We start from the raw sequence: 14,080 nt of genomic DNA on the forward strand, positions 1-14,080 counted from the left end.
ACCCGGGCGCACGGATTCGGGGCGCCGGGGCCGGGGCCGCAGACCTGTCGCCCGGGCCTATCGGATCCAGCCCGGATCGCTGGTGTCCACGCAGGTAGCGGGCGTACGGGGGTCGGATCGGGACCCCGGGCACGGCCCGGCGCCGGGCCGTGAGGTGATCGTCAGCTCAACACGGGATCACCCTCCGAGGCCGGATCATGGCCGATTGCGGTCGAAACCGAACCCCTCACCCAACCGCGGCGGGTTCCGTTCGAAGCGACGGATGGCTCGCCGGACCTTCTCCAGCCGGTCCGGCGGCTCGGCCCAGCCGCGATCTGTCAGCGCGGCCAGAACCTTGCGTAGAAACCCCGCCGGGTGCGCGCACAGGTCGTAGACCCCGATGGAGATCACCAGCCACCCCGCCTCCCGCATGGCCGTGTACCGGAGTTCGTCACGGGCGCGTTCGTGACGGGAGGAGTGGAACTCGGCGCTGTCGTACTCCACCACCACCCGGTACGCGGGCCAGCCCAGATCCGCGCGGAAGGGGCCCTGCCCGGTGTCGACCCGGCACTGCGGCAGGGCCACGTGCAGTCGGTTGCGGGTGACGGCGGTACCCCGGGGGTGCAGGTCCACCCCCCACCCGTAGGCGGCGGTGCGACCGAAGGCGACCGCGTCAGCGGACAGGTGGGCGAGAACGGGACGGAGCGTGCGGAGCAGGAGGTCGTGGTCGGGCGGCAGACCGGCGAGCGGAGACCCCGGGCCGGACGGTGGCTCGGCCCGATGCGCCTTGGGGCGAAAGGCGGGGCGGGGGAGCGGGAACAGAGGGGAGCAACCGGTGGGAGAGGTGTGATCTCGCGGCATGTTGCCAGGTTCGGTCGCCCGTCCGCCCCGGACAAGCCCCGAGCTCCCACCTGTGGACAACTCCGCGCCCCGACCCGGTCAGGCCGTGTCTAACGGAAGGGCGGGGGGCCGACCGAGAGGTGGATGTGGTCCACGTGGTCCAGGGTCAGGTTGCCGTGGTACGACGCTCTCCGCCGGACCTGCATCCACGGTCCCACCGACTCCCGTCGCGGATTCCAGATGTGGTAGTCGTAGATGATCCCCTTGACGTTGAGTTCCGCGTGGTTCTGGATGAGGAAGTCGATCACCTCGATGGCGGTCGCGTGCATCTGGGGCGTCGGGATCCCGCCCAGTTCGGCCATCATGTAGTCCACGGCCTGGCCCCACCCGTGGTCACTCTCCAGCCCCGGCCGATAGCCGCCGGCGCTGAGGTAGAACCCGGGGAACTCCTGGTTGAGTACCTCGTGCGTGGCGCACATCTGCGGGTGCAGGCCGTCGAGGGCACCGCAGTCCACGATCGCCCCGCCGCCGAAGACCGAGTTCGGGTCGTACTTGTACTGCCCCTCCTGGTCGATGAGGTGCACGTCGAAGTAGCCCGCGGCCTGGTCCCCGTCGTTGATGGCCTGGCCGTCGCAGTAGAGCCCGTCGTCGTTGCGGCCGCAGTCGACGGACAGCTCGATGATCGCGATCGCCGCGGCGGTGCCCTCGAAGGACGAGGCGTCGTCCTCCTCGCCGTCGCACACCACGTCGTTCCAGTGCCGGGAGCCGTCCTCGGCCAGCTCCTTCTGGCAGGCAGCTCCGCGGATCTCCACCCGCACGATGTTGCCGAAACGGCCCATGCTGTTGTCACTGGCCCGGATGTCGGTGAGCACGGCGCCGTTGTTCTTCGCGTACGTCTCGGCGCGGCCCTTGGCGACCTCCTCGTCGTACCGGGGCATGGGGTAGACGTCGTTGGCGAGCTGCTCGGCCGCCTTGTCCCGAAGACCCGCTACCGCGGCCAGCGCCGCGGCGTCCGCGGCCGTCTGCGCCTGAGAACGCATGTCGTTGGCACTGCCCACGCGAACGAACAGCAAGGTGAGCGCGAGCAGGCTCAGGGTCAGCCCGAACAGGAGGAGGACGTTGGCCTGTCCGTCGTCACGGCGTCCCTGGAGTCGGTGTCTGCGTGCCGAGGTGGGGGAGGTTCGTCGCATGCTGGTCCGGGGGGTCATCCCCGCGGGGCGGGGAAACGGGCGGTTCGAGGCGAAGCGGAGGCCGGGCCGAACGGGGGCACGTCACACGGACCTCTACCCGGCGCAGCTTAACCCGCGCGGGTACCCCGGGTACAGAAGGGGTTCGCGCTCTGTGGATCACCGGTCACCGTTCGCCCAGGTGAAGCCCGGGCCGCCCGCCACAAGTCTGACCAGAGCCGGTCACCGGTCAGCAGCGAACCGGAACAATCCGCCGCACACGGCCTCAGTGCGCCTGGCCGACGGGCGTGATCGGCACCGGTCTCGGCCACGGGTCCGGGGCGCTCCTGGGGCTGTGGTGGCTGGACGTGCTGTGGTGGCTGGACGTGCTGTGGGTGCTGGTCGGTACCGCCTGGCTGGTGCGCTGGGCACGCGAACGGGCCCGGGCGAGCCTGGGCGCGTAGCTGGTAGCGCCGCAGAGATCACCAGGAGCGTAGAGGCAGACCCCGAGTCGTATTCTGCGTCTGTAGGCTCCGCCGTCCGGGCCCGGACGGGACGGCGAGCAGTCGCACTCACGGAAGGCGCCACCCGTGTGAACCGCTCTCCCCGTTCCCCCGAGGGGTACCCGCAGCCCGCGTACCCGTGGCTCGGCCTTGCCGTCGCCCTGGCCGCGCCGCTCCTGCTCCTGGTGATCGAGTGGGAGACCGGGCTGTTCTGGGCGATCACGATCCCCGTGGGCATCGCTCAGCCCATCCCTCTCGGATTCGTGCTGCTGGCCGTGGCGGCCTTTCCCCTGATGATGCCCGCGGACGTGCGTTACCTGGCCGCCCTGGTCTCCATGGCACTGATGACCGTGCTGGCGCTGCTGCTGTTCCCCCTGTACTCCGGCCTGCTCCTACTCCCGGTCATCGCCTCGCTGTTCTTCGTGTGGGTCACCAACCATCCGAGGATCATGAGGCGCAAGGAGAAGCCCGGGGAAGCGGAGAGCGCCCAGGACACCGCGGAGAAACAGCGGGACGAGTGAACCCGGGCGGACCTGGTCCAAGGGCGGGCCTGGTCCAGGGGCGGGCCTGGTCCAGGGGCGGGCCACCGGGCCACTTGCCGCCCACCCCAGGACCGCGGTACCGCTACACCAGGGTCGTCCAGTAACTCCAGAAGGCCTGACCGACCGCGCCCACGATGACCAGACCCCACACGGTGAGCACCACCGTGTGGTTGCGGGCCAGCACACTCGCCGGTCGGCGCACGGCGGCCGGGACCGGCAGGTGCCCGCTTCGGAGGTTGTGCAGAGTGACGTACCAGAAGAGCGGGATCGTCACCGCCCACACCACCATGCAGTACGGGCACAGGGCATTGATCCGGTACAGGCTCTGGAAGATCAGCCAGTGCACGAACACCACCCCGAACACACAGCCCGCCTGGAGGCCCAGCCAGAACCACCGCCGGAACCCGAGGTCCGTGCCCGTTCCCGTCCGGGCGAGCAGGGCCGTTCCCACGGTCGTGACCACGGCGAAGCAGGCCACCCCGATGATCGGGTTCGGGATCCCGAACACCTCGGCCTGCGGGGTCACCATCACCGTTCCGCAGGACAGCACCGGGTTGAAACTGCACGCGGGCACGTGCTCCGGGTCGGCCAGGACCCGGACCTTCTCCACCAGCAGCGCGGCGGCCGCGACCAGGCCGACCAGCCCGCCCACCACCAGCACCCACGGCAGGGCCCGGCTGATGATCGGCACGTCAGCGCCAGGGCGGGGGTAGGGGGACGCAGGCACTTCCCGCTCGTCGGACCGGGCGCTCATCACTCCAGCTCCGCGTCGATCATCGCGGACAGGACGTCGTAGCTCGGCATGCTCGGTGCGAGGCGGCCGTTGACGTAGATGGTCGGGGTGCCCTGCACACCCAGCGCGACGCCGTCGTCGAAGTCGGCCTGGACCCGCTGCTGGGTCTCGGCGGCCTCCATGGTCTCGACGAACTCGTCCATGTCCAGGCCGAGATCCTCGGCGAAGCCCACGAACACCTCGCTCTGGTCCTCCCGGGACTCGCCCCATGCGGCCTGGGTCTCGAACATCCGCTGGTACATCTCGTCCAGGGCGTCCTGCTGTGCGGCGGCCTCGACCGCGGCTGCGGAGGGGCCGGAGTTGTGGTGCCCGGGGAGCGGGAAGTAGCGGATGACCATGTTGATCCGGCCGTCGTAGTCCTCGCGGATCCGCTCCATCACGGGGTACTGGGCGCGGCAGGCCTCGCACTCGAAGTCGAGGAACTCCACCACGGTGACCTGGGCGTCCTCCACCTGGTCGAGGTAGCGGCTGTTCTCCCGGACGAGCACGTCGGCGGGGGCGGTGGGCTGGTCCTCGGGCGAGGCCCCGGGCGCGGTCGGTCTGGCGGAGCCTTCCGCGACCGCGGTGTCGTCGTCGCGGTCGAGGTAGACGAGCAGGCCGATCCCGAGGGCGGCGACGACGAGAAGGCAGAGGGTGATGATCAGGTTCTTGCTCATGGAAATCCCAGGGGTCCAGGTTCTTCGGAAACGGGCACGCGTGTGAGCCCCACGGCCACGGGGGAGTGGGGTTCGTCGGTGCTTCTAGACCCGCTGGACGCAGAGAAGGGTGAGCAGTCGGTACCCGTGCGGCGAAGCGGGGTCCCGGCGCGATCGCCGTGAAGAAGGACCGGCTCGGGGCACGACGGGGACACAGAGAACCAGGGCGGACCCGAATGCGAGCATCGGCTGCGCGGTCAGGAGCCCCTGCTCGTCCGGGGTGGGACAGGTGTGCACAAAACCAGGCTCATCCGGGGAGTCCGGAGCTACCGCCTGCTCCGAGACGACCCCCGCACCCCCGAACCCGTCACCCGCGGAGGCGGCCCCGGGATAACACAGGGCGCAGAGGAAACACAGCACGACAACAGCGATCAACGGCACCACCAAGGTGCCCGACCGCTGTCTGCTGCTGTACCCGTCCATCAGGGGAACTGTAGCGCCGCCCGAGCAGCCCTCAGGTCCGGGGTAAGTCGGGCGCCCCGCCCCACGCGAACACGGGTGCGGGCGTAGCGCGGGAACGCCGCGACCGCCCTGGACCCGCCCCTGCCCGAACTGTGGGGCACACGGCGGCGCGCGTAGTCCAGGGGCACAACGAAGCGGGGCGGGTGGCCCACCCCGCTCGCTCCTCGGCACTCTTCTCCGGGGTTTTCAGCGTAGGCGGCGGTTGAGCGCCTCCGCCACGTGCACGTCGGCCACGGTCACCTTCATGTCGCCCGAACCCGTGGGCGCCACGGTCACGGAACGTACGTACGCTCCGTGACTCCAGCGGCGCGCCGTCTGGTCCGGGACGGCCTTCGCGCCCACTTTCGCCAACGCACCGGCCGGGCCCGCCTTCAGCCTGAGCTGCCAGGACGCCCTCAGCACGGACAACCCGCGATAGTCGTTGTGCTGGAGCAGCGGCAGTGTTCCCACCAGCCGTCCCTCCTGGCGGCCGGAGTGTTGGGGCAGCGCCTCCAGCGGATACCGCTGCCCCGCGTTGGTGCCCCGAACGACCTCCAACGCGAAGGCCGTCCCCTCCGGGACCGGGCTGCCCAGGGTCACCTCGAAACGCAGCCGGGCACCGTGGCGCCCCACCGGCCGCACCCGGACCCGATCCACCGGCAGAGTCGGGGCCAGCGGCGCGGTCAGCAGCCCCAACCGGTCGTTGACCGTGTAGTACGGGCGCACCTTGCTGCCGATGCCCCGGGCGGGCTGCACCTGCTGGGACGCGTACTCGATGATCTGCTTGTAACCGACCACCCCCGACAGGTGCCTGCCCACCGTGCACTCGGTGCCGTCGGAGAGGATGAGGCGCATCTGCCACTTCTCGGAGTCGCCCTCCCGCCCGCGCACCACCACTTCGGGGTCGATGACCGCGGTGAACTCACCGCTGGCCGTGACCGCCGAGGGGAACTCCCGGCGGGTCTGCGCAGAGGCGCGCAACCGCACTACCAGCCGGGCGCGGGCATCGGGGCGCTGCCGCCCGAGCACCCGGCCCTGCACGGTGATCAGACCGTCCGCGATCTCCACGTGCTCGATCTCCGCGTGGTGAGCCGAACGCCGCACGTGCAGCACCAGACGGCCCTTCGCGGAACGCGCGGGCACCACCAGGGCGAGCTCTTCGGTGTCTGCGGTCGGTATCGGGAACCCGTGCTGGTGGATCTCCACGTCCCGGACCGGGGTCTCCACGCCCCCGTCCACCCGAAAGACCTGCCACGCGCCGGTGACCAGTCCTTTCAGCGGAGCAGCCACGGTGGTGGAACCACCCGAGCCGGACCCGCTGGCCTCGCCAGGCCCGCCTGACCCGTTGGGCCCGCCGGACCCGTTGGACTCGCCAGACCCGCCCGAAGCGGACCTGCGGTCCCCGCTGGCCTCACCGGACTCCGGCGCGGTGCGCCCGCGGGCCCTCTCCTGCGACCCGCCCGAGTCCGATCCACCCGCTTCAGGTCTGTTCACGGCCTGATCGCTCACGCCCGACCCGATCGCCCCGACCCCGACCCCGCCCCCGACCTCCGTGGCCCTGCGGGAGGCATCCACCACCACACGTCCGTCGGCTTGCGGGACCAGCTCGATCCTTCTCCCCGACTTGGCCAGCACCACCCGTTCCGGGATCCGCCCGGCATCCGACCCGGCGGCCCCTTCCACCAGGCCGAACCACAGCACCGCCGCCCCGTCCGGGCCCGCCTCTACCCGGCAGGAGGCGGGTGGTTCGGGGCGCGGAGCGGGAAGGTGCAGTGCGGGCGGTGACGGTACCCCCGCCCCCGCAAGCTCCGCGAACAGCTCCTCGTGCATGCGCACCACGTTGGCCGGATCGAAGCGTTCGGAGTCGGTGAGCGCCGCCGACGACATCCGGCGCCGCAGCTGGTCGTCGCCCATCAGCTGGGCCAGCCCCTCGGCGATCCCCGGTGCGGACTTGTTCGGGACCAGCAGTCCGTCCTCCCGGTCCCGGATGATCGACGCGGGCCCGTGCGGGCAGTCGGTGCTCACCACCGGTAGCCCGGACCGCATAGCCTCCACGATGGTCATCCCGAACGGTTCCTCGCTGGACGTCACCGCCGCGAACGCCCCCTGCGCCCACGCCTCCTCCACCCTCGGGTGCGGCCCCATCAGCCACACCCGGTCCTGGAGTCCCAGCGAACCCACCAGCCTGCCGAGCGCTCCGCGGCGGCTGCCCCGTCCGTAGATCCGCAGCTTCCAGTCCGGGAATTCGTCGCTGACCATGGAGAACGCCTGCACCAGCAGGTCGTGCCGTTTGCTGGGGGCAAGGCGGCCAGCTGAAACGATCGTGCGCGAGTTGTGGCCGTTCACGGTGAAGGGCGGCGCGGGTACCGAGTTGGGGATGGACAGCAACCGGACCCCCGGCATCGGCATCCGCTCCGCGTAGGTGCGCGCGTCGGCCTCGGTGACGGTGACGAAGGCGTCGAGGTTCGGGTACTCGGCGGCCAGGACCTGTCGCAGTTCCCTGGAGTGCTGTTCGTAGGTGAGGTGCTCCTGGCCGACCTTGACGACCCGGCGGGGCGCGGCCCGGGCGATCACCACGTTGAGCCCCGGACGGGTGCCCACCACCACGTCGGCGTCGGTGGTGGCGAGGTACTCCTCCAGGCGGTCGTCGGTGAGGCGGCTGTGGGTGCTGCTGCGGCCGTCCTCGACCGGGAAGAGCAGCGGCGGAAGCCCGGCCCGCTCCGACCCCTCGTACAGCGGTCGCCCGTCGACCCCCGTCGGCTGCTCGCCCTGCTGGCGGATGTCGACCAGCGGTCGCAGGCTGACCTGGGCGGGAACGGGGAGGACGGGTTCGGCGCGGTGCCGGAACACCGAGACGATCTCCACCTCGTGCCGGGCGGACAGCGCCGCCGCCTGGTTGGCGACGGTGCGGACGGTTCCGCCGATGCCGTACATGTCGTTGATCAGATAGGCGATCTTCACTGAGCCCCCATGTCCTCGGCGCCGCCCCGCGCACTCGGGCACGGGGCGGCGCCGACCCCTGCGGCCCCACACCGAGCCGAGCCCCGAGCAGGGGCGGTGTGGGGATTGAGCGATCAGGCTACGGGCGATATGGGGCTAAAAATCCGAATCTGTCCGGGACTGTCCAAAGGTTTGCCGCACCCTGTTGGTGTTTTGCGGCGCGTTCGCAAAACCGAAAAGACCAGGCCCGGAAGTGGTGCCCCGGGGCGCAGGCTGTTGGGCTGCTCGAAGAACGGGCTGCTCGAAGTGGTTGACGCAGCCCTCGCGTTCGTCGAACCGGCCCGCGGGCGGCCCGGGTCTCTGAGGCTGTGGGGCCCGGGGTCCTGAGGCTGGCGGGCCGGGTCTCAGGGGCTGGTTCTGGGCATGCGAAGGCGGGCGGAAGCGAAGCTTCCCCCGATATGAGCATGCTTGCTTACCTCGACCCGCCACAAGCCGGGCTCAGCCGGTCTGTGGACCACCCGGCCAGCGCGACTCACCCGGGGCCAGCGGGGCGCCACTTGGGGCCGGTGAGGGAGGGGAGGGGCGGAACCGGTCCGCGGACAGGGAACGTCCTCCCCCGAACTCTCGGGGAGTCCGGCCTGAGCTGACCGGGAGAGTTCGGAGGAGGACTTGGGAGGAGGGCGGGCCCGGGCACACGCGGTAGGACGGTCAGACCGCGTGTGCGGACCTGAGCCCAGGGTTCCGGGCTCAGGGAGCCGCCCTCAGGTCGTGGTGGGTGCGGTCACCGCTTTTCGAACCACGGGTTCGGTCCGTTCCCGGGCCGAGGGGCCCACCTGCTCGCGGCCCATGGCTTCCACCCGTGTGTCCCCATCCGGGCCACCAGCTCGGAACAGGTGCCTGCACCCGCCTCCGGTGCCGTGCCGCGCACTCGTACGACGGCGGCCGCGCAAACGGGGCGTTCGGTCTCGCTGTCCACGGGGAGAGAACCCTCGAGGTGGAGGGGCCCGCTCCCCCGTCCCTCGGCAAGTGGAGCCGGGAGCGAGGACGGGGGAGCGGTGGAGGGAGACGACGCAATCAGGTGGAAGGCGGGTGCTCGGAGACCCTCCAGGCCCGAGCACCTCCCACCCGACCTACCGAAACGGGGCCCGCCCCCCGGTTCGGTGCCGTCTCCTGGCTTGTGGTCATACGGCTTGTGGTCATACGGTTCGTCGTGTGTCAGAGCCTGAGCGGCGGTGGGGGCCGCCCGCGGTGCGTTGGTGCGTAGAGGTTCCAAAACGTGTTCCTGACGAGGTGGAGGACTCGTACTTCGGCCCGCTGGCTGGTTCTGTACTCTCAACAAGCGGAATCTTGTTTCTGTTGAACAACTAGCGGTGGTTGTCCTACTTAAAACGTCTCGCCGAGAGCAACGCGACGTTGGTTGTGATGGACACTCTGCCGGACTTTCTGGAAAAAATCGTGGGTTGGGACGGAGTTCCTGTGGCCGAATCTGGCCACCGTGGGGAAAGTCCAGGTCGCAGAGGGTGAGGGGGTTTTGCGGCTGGAGCATGTCTCTGGAGAGGTGGATGCCACGGGTGCCCGGAGGGGGTGTGAGGCCCCGGAGAGCCCACAGGGACGGGTCTTCAGAACCTCAGCGGGTCTCCCCGGCCGTCTTCCCACTCCGGTGGGAGGTGGACGACTCCCGGGGTGCCGCGTGAGACCGCCTCCGTCAGCCCTACCGGAACCACTCCTCTGGCGGGGTTATCGGTGGTGTCGCCGAAGTCCACCAGTCCACCGGTGAACCGCGTCCCGGGGAAGCTCACGACTCCACTGGCGAAGTCCGCCCCGAAGAAGTGCACCTTCGCACCGTCGAACTCGGTTCTTCTGAACTCCACCTGCCCACCGTGGAACCGGGCTTCGCTGAAGTAGACGACTCCACCGGTGAAGCGCGTGTCGATAAAGCTCACCTGTGCGTCGGTGAACCGGGTTTCGATCAAGTTGACGTGCCCGCCGGCGAAGGTCGCCCCTCTGAAGTTCACTCGCCCGCCGGTGAACCGGGCCCCGGCGAAGTTGCCACCGTCGAAGACCGCCTGACTGAAGTCGTAGTTCTTGCCCCGCCAGCGGGTTTCTTCACGCAGGTGGCTGCCGATGATCCGCAGGATGGTGTGCCGGACCTCGCGTGTGGGCTCGAACTCCTGTTTGAGTTCGTGGTAGCGGGTCCAGGACGCCGGTGACTCGCCCTCTCCTGGTTTCTCGGGGGCCGGTGCGTAGGGCATGCGGATGTAGGCGCACAGCACGTCGATGACGGTCTGCACCAGGTCCTCGCGGTCCTTGGGAGCGTCGTCTGCGAGGTTGGCCAAGGCGTGGATGGCCCCCAGCCGGACGGCTTGGTTCTCGTTGCCGAGCTCGGTGTAGGCGTTGGTGAACCGCTCGTCGAACAGTTTGAGCTCTCCGCGCCGGGATTCGGCCTCGGTGGTGAGCTGGCGGCGGTAGTTGATGACCAGCAGCGCGGTGGCTCCGAGCCCGGCGACGATGGCGAAGGCTCGGATGGAGATCGCGTTCAGGTGCCCGACAGTGAACTCGTCCGGGGTGACCGGGAGCCTGGCGCCCATGGCCCACCAAGCCAGAGCGATGATCAGCCCGACCGAAACGCTCACCGACACGATCACCAGCGCGATGAGGACCGGCAGCGGCAGGGGCTTCTTCGGGGCCGCTCGGTCGGCGTTCCGCGGGGCGCGCAGAGCCCTCAGCTGGAAGAGCGCGACGGCCGTCCCGACCAGACCGAACACGGACCAGGCCACCAGCCCGAACCGGGGGAGCGCGGCCACCCAGGCGAAAACCGGCAGCAGGAGGCGAACCCCCGCGATCAACAGGGCCAGCGCGCTCAGCGCCAGGACCACTAGCCAAGTGGCGCGAGCCGGAGACAACCAGGCCCGGAAGCGGGCCAGGTGGGGTTCGGTCTGAACCTTCAGCCAGCGCACGGCGTTCGATACCCGGGCACGCACGAACACGAACCTGCCCGGGCGGTCGCTGGCGGATGCGCTGGAGGCGGCTTCGTTGCTATCGGCATCAGCGCTGGCGCCGGCCTCGGGGGGAGAGGGGCTTTCCATGAGGGGCAGGCTAACCGAGAGCCCGAGGGCCGATGGGTTCCCGGGTCCGGGGCCGGACCCGGCCACTTTCCGTCCGGCAACAGCGCACGTCGGTAATCTGTGCCCGATCAGTGCTCTGGAGAGAAGCGACGGATGCGAGAGAACGTGGAGGCACCATTCCTTCGCAAAGCCGCACACTCACCCTGACCATGCTTTTCGCTGTGCTTCTGGTGGGCTGTTCCGGGGTCAGGGAAGTGGTCGCGCCTCCTCCTGAGCCCACGGCGGCGGCTAATCCGAGTGCTTTCGAGGAGCTCTCCGGCGCTGTGATCCCTGAGTTCGCCGAGTCCGTGGAGGTGTTCTCCGTTGGTGACTCCGGTTCGCTTCGGAAGTACGTCGCTACCTTCACCCTGCCCAGCGAAGAGGACGCCGCGGATTTCTGCGCGAGCGGGAAGATCGGAAACTACCTTCCCGTCTCCGCGGGTGAATTGCCCAAGGAGCAGCACGAGCGACACTTCATTGGGGATGCGGAACTGGTCGAACCCCGCAGATGCACGTCGGCAAAGCCAGGTGAGAACGTCGATCGCAGTGTGGTGTTCAGCTTTCCCGAAGGGGAGCGGGTTTCGGTATGGGCCGTGGCACAAGAAGTCGGACGGTAGACGACGTGCACCTGCGGGCTCTTCACCCTCCTTCGGTAGTGCGGGTCGGCCGGACGACGGAGGTTTCTACCAGGGCTCATGCCCAACCCCGGGGCCGAGAGGATGTTCTCGCCGATCCACAGTGCGGGTTTCGCTGGTCGGGAATGAGGGCGAAGCGGTTGCCGCCGTGTCAGGGGGTGATGGCGTACTCGGTGAAGCGGCCGCAGACGGTGAACCCGAGTCGGCGGTAGACGGGTTCCCCGTCGGCGGATGCCTGCAGCACCGCGGTCTCGTAGCCCGCGTCGCGGGCGGTGTGCAGGGTGGCCAGGCTGAGGGCACCGCCGTAGCCGCGGCGGCGGTCTGCGGCGAGCGTGGCGATGTTGTAGATCCCGGCGACGCCCGCGTGCAGGAAGGCCTCGGCCGAGCAGACTGGACGGCCGTCGAGATAGCCGACCAGGTAGCGGGCGGGGGAGTCGGCTGCGAGTGCCAGATCGGCGGCGTCGGCGAAGAATCGGCGCACCGTGGCGGCGGGCGGGTCCCAGTTTGCCGCGAGGACCGTGGCGTAGTCGGCGAGCTGCTCCGGGGTGGTTGCCAGACGGATCTCCAGACCGTCAGCGTGCGCCTCGGGGAGAGGATCGCGCAGATCCCTCCACATGCCCGCCTCGGTCTCCGAAGCCTCCAAGCCGACGGCCTCGAGGCACCCGGAGAGACCTCCCGGTGCGGAGGCGGGGCCGACCCACCAGGAGAAGGGGCGGCCGGTGGCGGCCAGGGAACGCACCGTCTCTGCTGCGCGGGCCCGGGCGGTGCCCGGGGCGAAGCGGGCCGCCGCGACGATGTTGAAGGTGTCATCAGCGAGACCGCTGTCGGCGATCAGCAGATCGCCGGTCTCGGTGACGGACGCACCTTGCAGGTTTCGGTGCAGGTGGCAGGCGTGCTCGGCGAGATTCTGCTCCATCGCGAGCGACAGGTCGGATTCACTGCTTGGTGGGACGGTCATCGGCTTCATGAGGAGCCATTCAAACAGGCCAGCTGGGGTACCCGCAGGTGCTTTTCCGTGCCTGTGCACAGGCCGTCCACGACCTGGTCACTGGTGCAGGAAGAACATTCCGCCCACCGGTCGTTCCATCTTGCCCGTCGTATCGGCCCTGACAGGCCGGGACACGGCTTCGGGACAGGGCTTGGCGGAGCGTGAGACGAGGATACTCGGCAGGTAGCCGAGGCCGGATGACCAGCTAGTAGGTCTTGGTGCTCTGCCAGTAGCGCCATGCCGAGCAGGGGGTGCCGTAGGACTCCTGAATGTGGTTCAGTCCCCAGCTGATCTGTGCTGAGGCGCTGCCCTGGAAGCCGTCGGGCATCGAGCCGTGCAGAGCAGGGTTGAAGCCGACGATCCCGCGTGCGCCCGTTGTCGGGTCCACCAGATTGGGATCCCAGGAGGACATTTGACTCCACAGACTGTCCAGACAGGTCCATTCCTCGTCGGTCCAGTTGTACGGATCCGCGGCGGCCGCCTGCATCCCGAGGTTCTTGTTATCGCTGAGGTTAGAGTTGCCCGTACCCCACTCGAACTCCTCAGGCTCGTCCGGGCGCTCCTCGTCCACCCACGTTTCCTCACCACAGCCGGGTCCGTTAACTAGACAGACCATCTGCCGGACGCCCTCGTTGAAGGTGGAGCTCACCCCTGAGGTGTACACAGCCGTGATGATCAGCCCGGCGAGGATGATCACCCCGGCGGTCTCCACGAACGCCGCTCCACGGTCCTGCTCGTCGGCACGCACGGGACGGAACCAGCGCAGCACGCTGTCCCGCCAAGTCGTGACCCGCGGCGGGCGGTCGCGCTCGTCCGTGCGGTTGGGGGGACGGCCGGACGAGGGCCGTCGGGCGTCTCCGAGCTTGGGAGTGTAGGGGTTGGACAACTCCGCCTCCAGAGGTGCCAGGAGTGTGGGGGAGCGGGGTGTGGTCAAAGATCAGGAGATGGTGATGTCCTCGATCGGGTCGAAGCCCGGGATCTCCAGATCGATGGTATCGATAGTGTCTGGGATGGAGAACATCGACCAGTAGGCGACTTTCTCGCCTGGTTCGATATGCACTTTAAAATCCGGGGAATCGCTTCCGGAGCAAAGGCATTCTCCCTCGGAATCCATGATCGGATGGAAGCGTGTTCCCTCAACTGGAGAGAGAGCGGTGACTCCGGAGTGAGAGGTCACTCTGCTGTACATGTAGGTGGCGCCCATCGGCCAATCAAATGCAACTCTGCTCGCTCCGTTGTTTTCTATGCTCCAGGTTACGGAGACGAACGAGGAATCGCCTCGCTCGGCTGCATGGGCTTCCGCGGAGAGATTCTCGCCGTCGGATTGGTTTGACTCGACGGTTCCGAGGGAGTCCAGGTTGTCTGTTCTGGGCAGGGCTGAAGCGCTCGAAGTCGTGGCAAGGGGCAGGGTCGCCGCGAGTATGACGATGGCAAATGCTCGAAATCTACTCATG

At 68.9% G+C, this 14,080-nt stretch carries 12 protein-coding genes; 3 read left to right on the top strand and 9 right to left on the bottom strand.

Annotated features, from left to right (window positions below):
• Positions 1-195: 195 nt before the first annotated feature.
• Together D457_RS0117650 and D457_RS0117655 are read right to left on the bottom strand one after the other, a co-directional pair.
• Positions 196-840: an endonuclease domain-containing protein gene (locus D457_RS0117650; protein ID WP_026116750.1), complete on the bottom strand. Its 645-nt coding sequence runs from the start codon at positions 838-840 to the stop codon at positions 196-198.
• Between the two features lie 89 nt (positions 841-929).
• Positions 930-2,009, bottom strand: coding sequence for a pilus assembly protein TadG-related protein (locus tag D457_RS0117655; protein WP_083926797.1), 1,080 nt, complete (start codon positions 2,007-2,009; stop codon positions 930-932).
• A 284-nt stretch (positions 2,010-2,293) separates the two neighbouring features.
• Here D457_RS0117655 and D457_RS36210 point away from each other — a divergent pair, with 284 nt between their 5' ends.
• The gene (locus D457_RS36210) at positions 2,294-2,449 is read left to right on the top strand and encodes a hypothetical protein (protein ID WP_017582004.1); all 156 of its coding nucleotides are present in this window, start codon (positions 2,294-2,296) and stop codon (positions 2,447-2,449) included.
• Between the two features lie 128 nt (positions 2,450-2,577).
• Positions 2,578-3,009, top strand: coding sequence for a hypothetical protein (locus D457_RS0117665; RefSeq protein WP_017582005.1), 432 nt, complete (start codon positions 2,578-2,580; stop codon positions 3,007-3,009).
• 103 nt (positions 3,010-3,112) lie between these two features.
• On the opposite strand, the gene D457_RS0117670 is transcribed toward D457_RS0117665, so the two are convergent.
• The 4 genes from D457_RS0117670 to D457_RS32740 all read right to left on the bottom strand — a co-directional run bounded on the left by D457_RS0117670 (position 3,113) and on the right by D457_RS32740 (position 10,985).
• A complete protein-coding gene (locus D457_RS0117670; RefSeq protein WP_017582006.1) occupies positions 3,113-3,784 on the bottom strand; it encodes a vitamin K epoxide reductase family protein in 672 nt (223 codons plus the stop codon).
• Positions 3,784-4,479 carry a DsbA family protein gene (locus D457_RS0117675; protein ID WP_017582007.1) on the bottom strand — a complete coding sequence of 232 codons (696 nt, stop codon included), beginning with the start codon at positions 4,477-4,479 and terminating at the stop codon, positions 3,784-3,786. Before D457_RS0117675 ends, D457_RS0117670 begins: the two co-directional genes overlap by 1 nt.
• A gap of 687 nt (positions 4,480-5,166) precedes the next feature.
• Positions 5,167-7,920 (bottom strand): glycosyltransferase family 4 protein, encoded by a 2,754-nt coding sequence (locus tag D457_RS37080; RefSeq protein WP_026116752.1) that lies wholly within the window; start codon positions 7,918-7,920, stop codon positions 5,167-5,169.
• Positions 7,921-9,518: 1,598 nt separating this feature from the next.
• Positions 9,519-10,985, bottom strand: coding sequence for a pentapeptide repeat-containing protein (locus D457_RS32740; protein ID WP_017582009.1), 1,467 nt, complete (start codon positions 10,983-10,985; stop codon positions 9,519-9,521).
• Positions 10,986-11,173: 188 nt separating this feature from the next.
• On the opposite strand from D457_RS32740, the gene D457_RS0117695 reads away from it, so the two are divergent.
• The gene (locus tag D457_RS0117695) at positions 11,174-11,620 is read left to right on the top strand and encodes a hypothetical protein (RefSeq protein WP_152514267.1); all 447 of its coding nucleotides are present in this window, start codon (positions 11,174-11,176) and stop codon (positions 11,618-11,620) included.
• A 169-nt stretch (positions 11,621-11,789) separates the two neighbouring features.
• Here D457_RS0117695 and D457_RS0117700 read toward each other — a convergent pair whose 3' ends face one another.
• The 3 genes from D457_RS0117700 to D457_RS37085 form a co-directional block, all read right to left on the bottom strand.
• Positions 11,790-12,596 carry a GNAT family N-acetyltransferase gene (locus D457_RS0117700; protein WP_039831395.1) on the bottom strand — a complete coding sequence of 269 codons (807 nt, stop codon included), beginning with the start codon at positions 12,594-12,596 and terminating at the stop codon, positions 11,790-11,792.
• A gap of 235 nt (positions 12,597-12,831) precedes the next feature.
• On the bottom strand, positions 12,832-13,560 hold the full coding sequence (locus D457_RS32745; protein ID WP_017582012.1) for an aggregation-promoting factor C-terminal-like domain-containing protein: 729 nt from the start codon (positions 13,558-13,560) through the stop codon (positions 12,832-12,834).
• 3 nt (positions 13,561-13,563) lie between these two features.
• Complete coding sequence (locus D457_RS37085; RefSeq protein ID WP_239646136.1) at positions 13,564-14,079, bottom strand: hypothetical protein; 516 nt, start codon at positions 14,077-14,079, stop codon at positions 13,564-13,566.
• Between the last annotated feature and the right edge of the window lies 1 nt (position 14,080).

The sequence above is a fragment of the Nocardiopsis valliformis DSM 45023 genome, assembly GCF_000340985.1.
GTDB lineage: Bacteria > Actinomycetota > Actinomycetes > Streptosporangiales > Streptosporangiaceae > Nocardiopsis > Nocardiopsis exhalans.

Excerpts from the sequence above, each read along its gene's own strand:
- D457_RS0117655 (WP_083926797.1), bottom strand. The coding sequence starts at position 2,009 with ATGCGACGAACCTCCCCCACCTCGGCACGCAGACACCGACTCCAGGGA.
- D457_RS32740 (WP_017582009.1), bottom strand. The coding sequence starts at position 10,985 with ATGGAAAGCCCCTCTCCCCCCGAGGCCGGCGCCAGCGCTGATGCCGAT.
- D457_RS0117695 (WP_152514267.1), top strand. The coding sequence starts at position 11,174 with ATGCTTTTCGCTGTGCTTCTGGTGGGCTGTTCCGGGGTCAGGGAAGTG.
- D457_RS37085 (WP_239646136.1), bottom strand. The coding sequence starts at position 14,079 with ATGAGTAGATTTCGAGCATTTGCCATCGTCATACTCGCGGCGACCCTG.
- D457_RS0117650 (WP_026116750.1), bottom strand. The coding sequence starts at position 840 with ATGCCGCGAGATCACACCTCTCCCACCGGTTGCTCCCCTCTGTTCCCG.
- D457_RS0117675 (WP_017582007.1), bottom strand. The coding sequence starts at position 4,479 with ATGAGCAAGAACCTGATCATCACCCTCTGCCTTCTCGTCGTCGCCGCC.
- D457_RS0117700 (WP_039831395.1), bottom strand. The coding sequence starts at position 12,596 with ATGACCGTCCCACCAAGCAGTGAATCCGACCTGTCGCTCGCGATGGAG.
- D457_RS0117670 (WP_017582006.1), bottom strand. The coding sequence starts at position 3,784 with ATGAGCGCCCGGTCCGACGAGCGGGAAGTGCCTGCGTCCCCCTACCCC.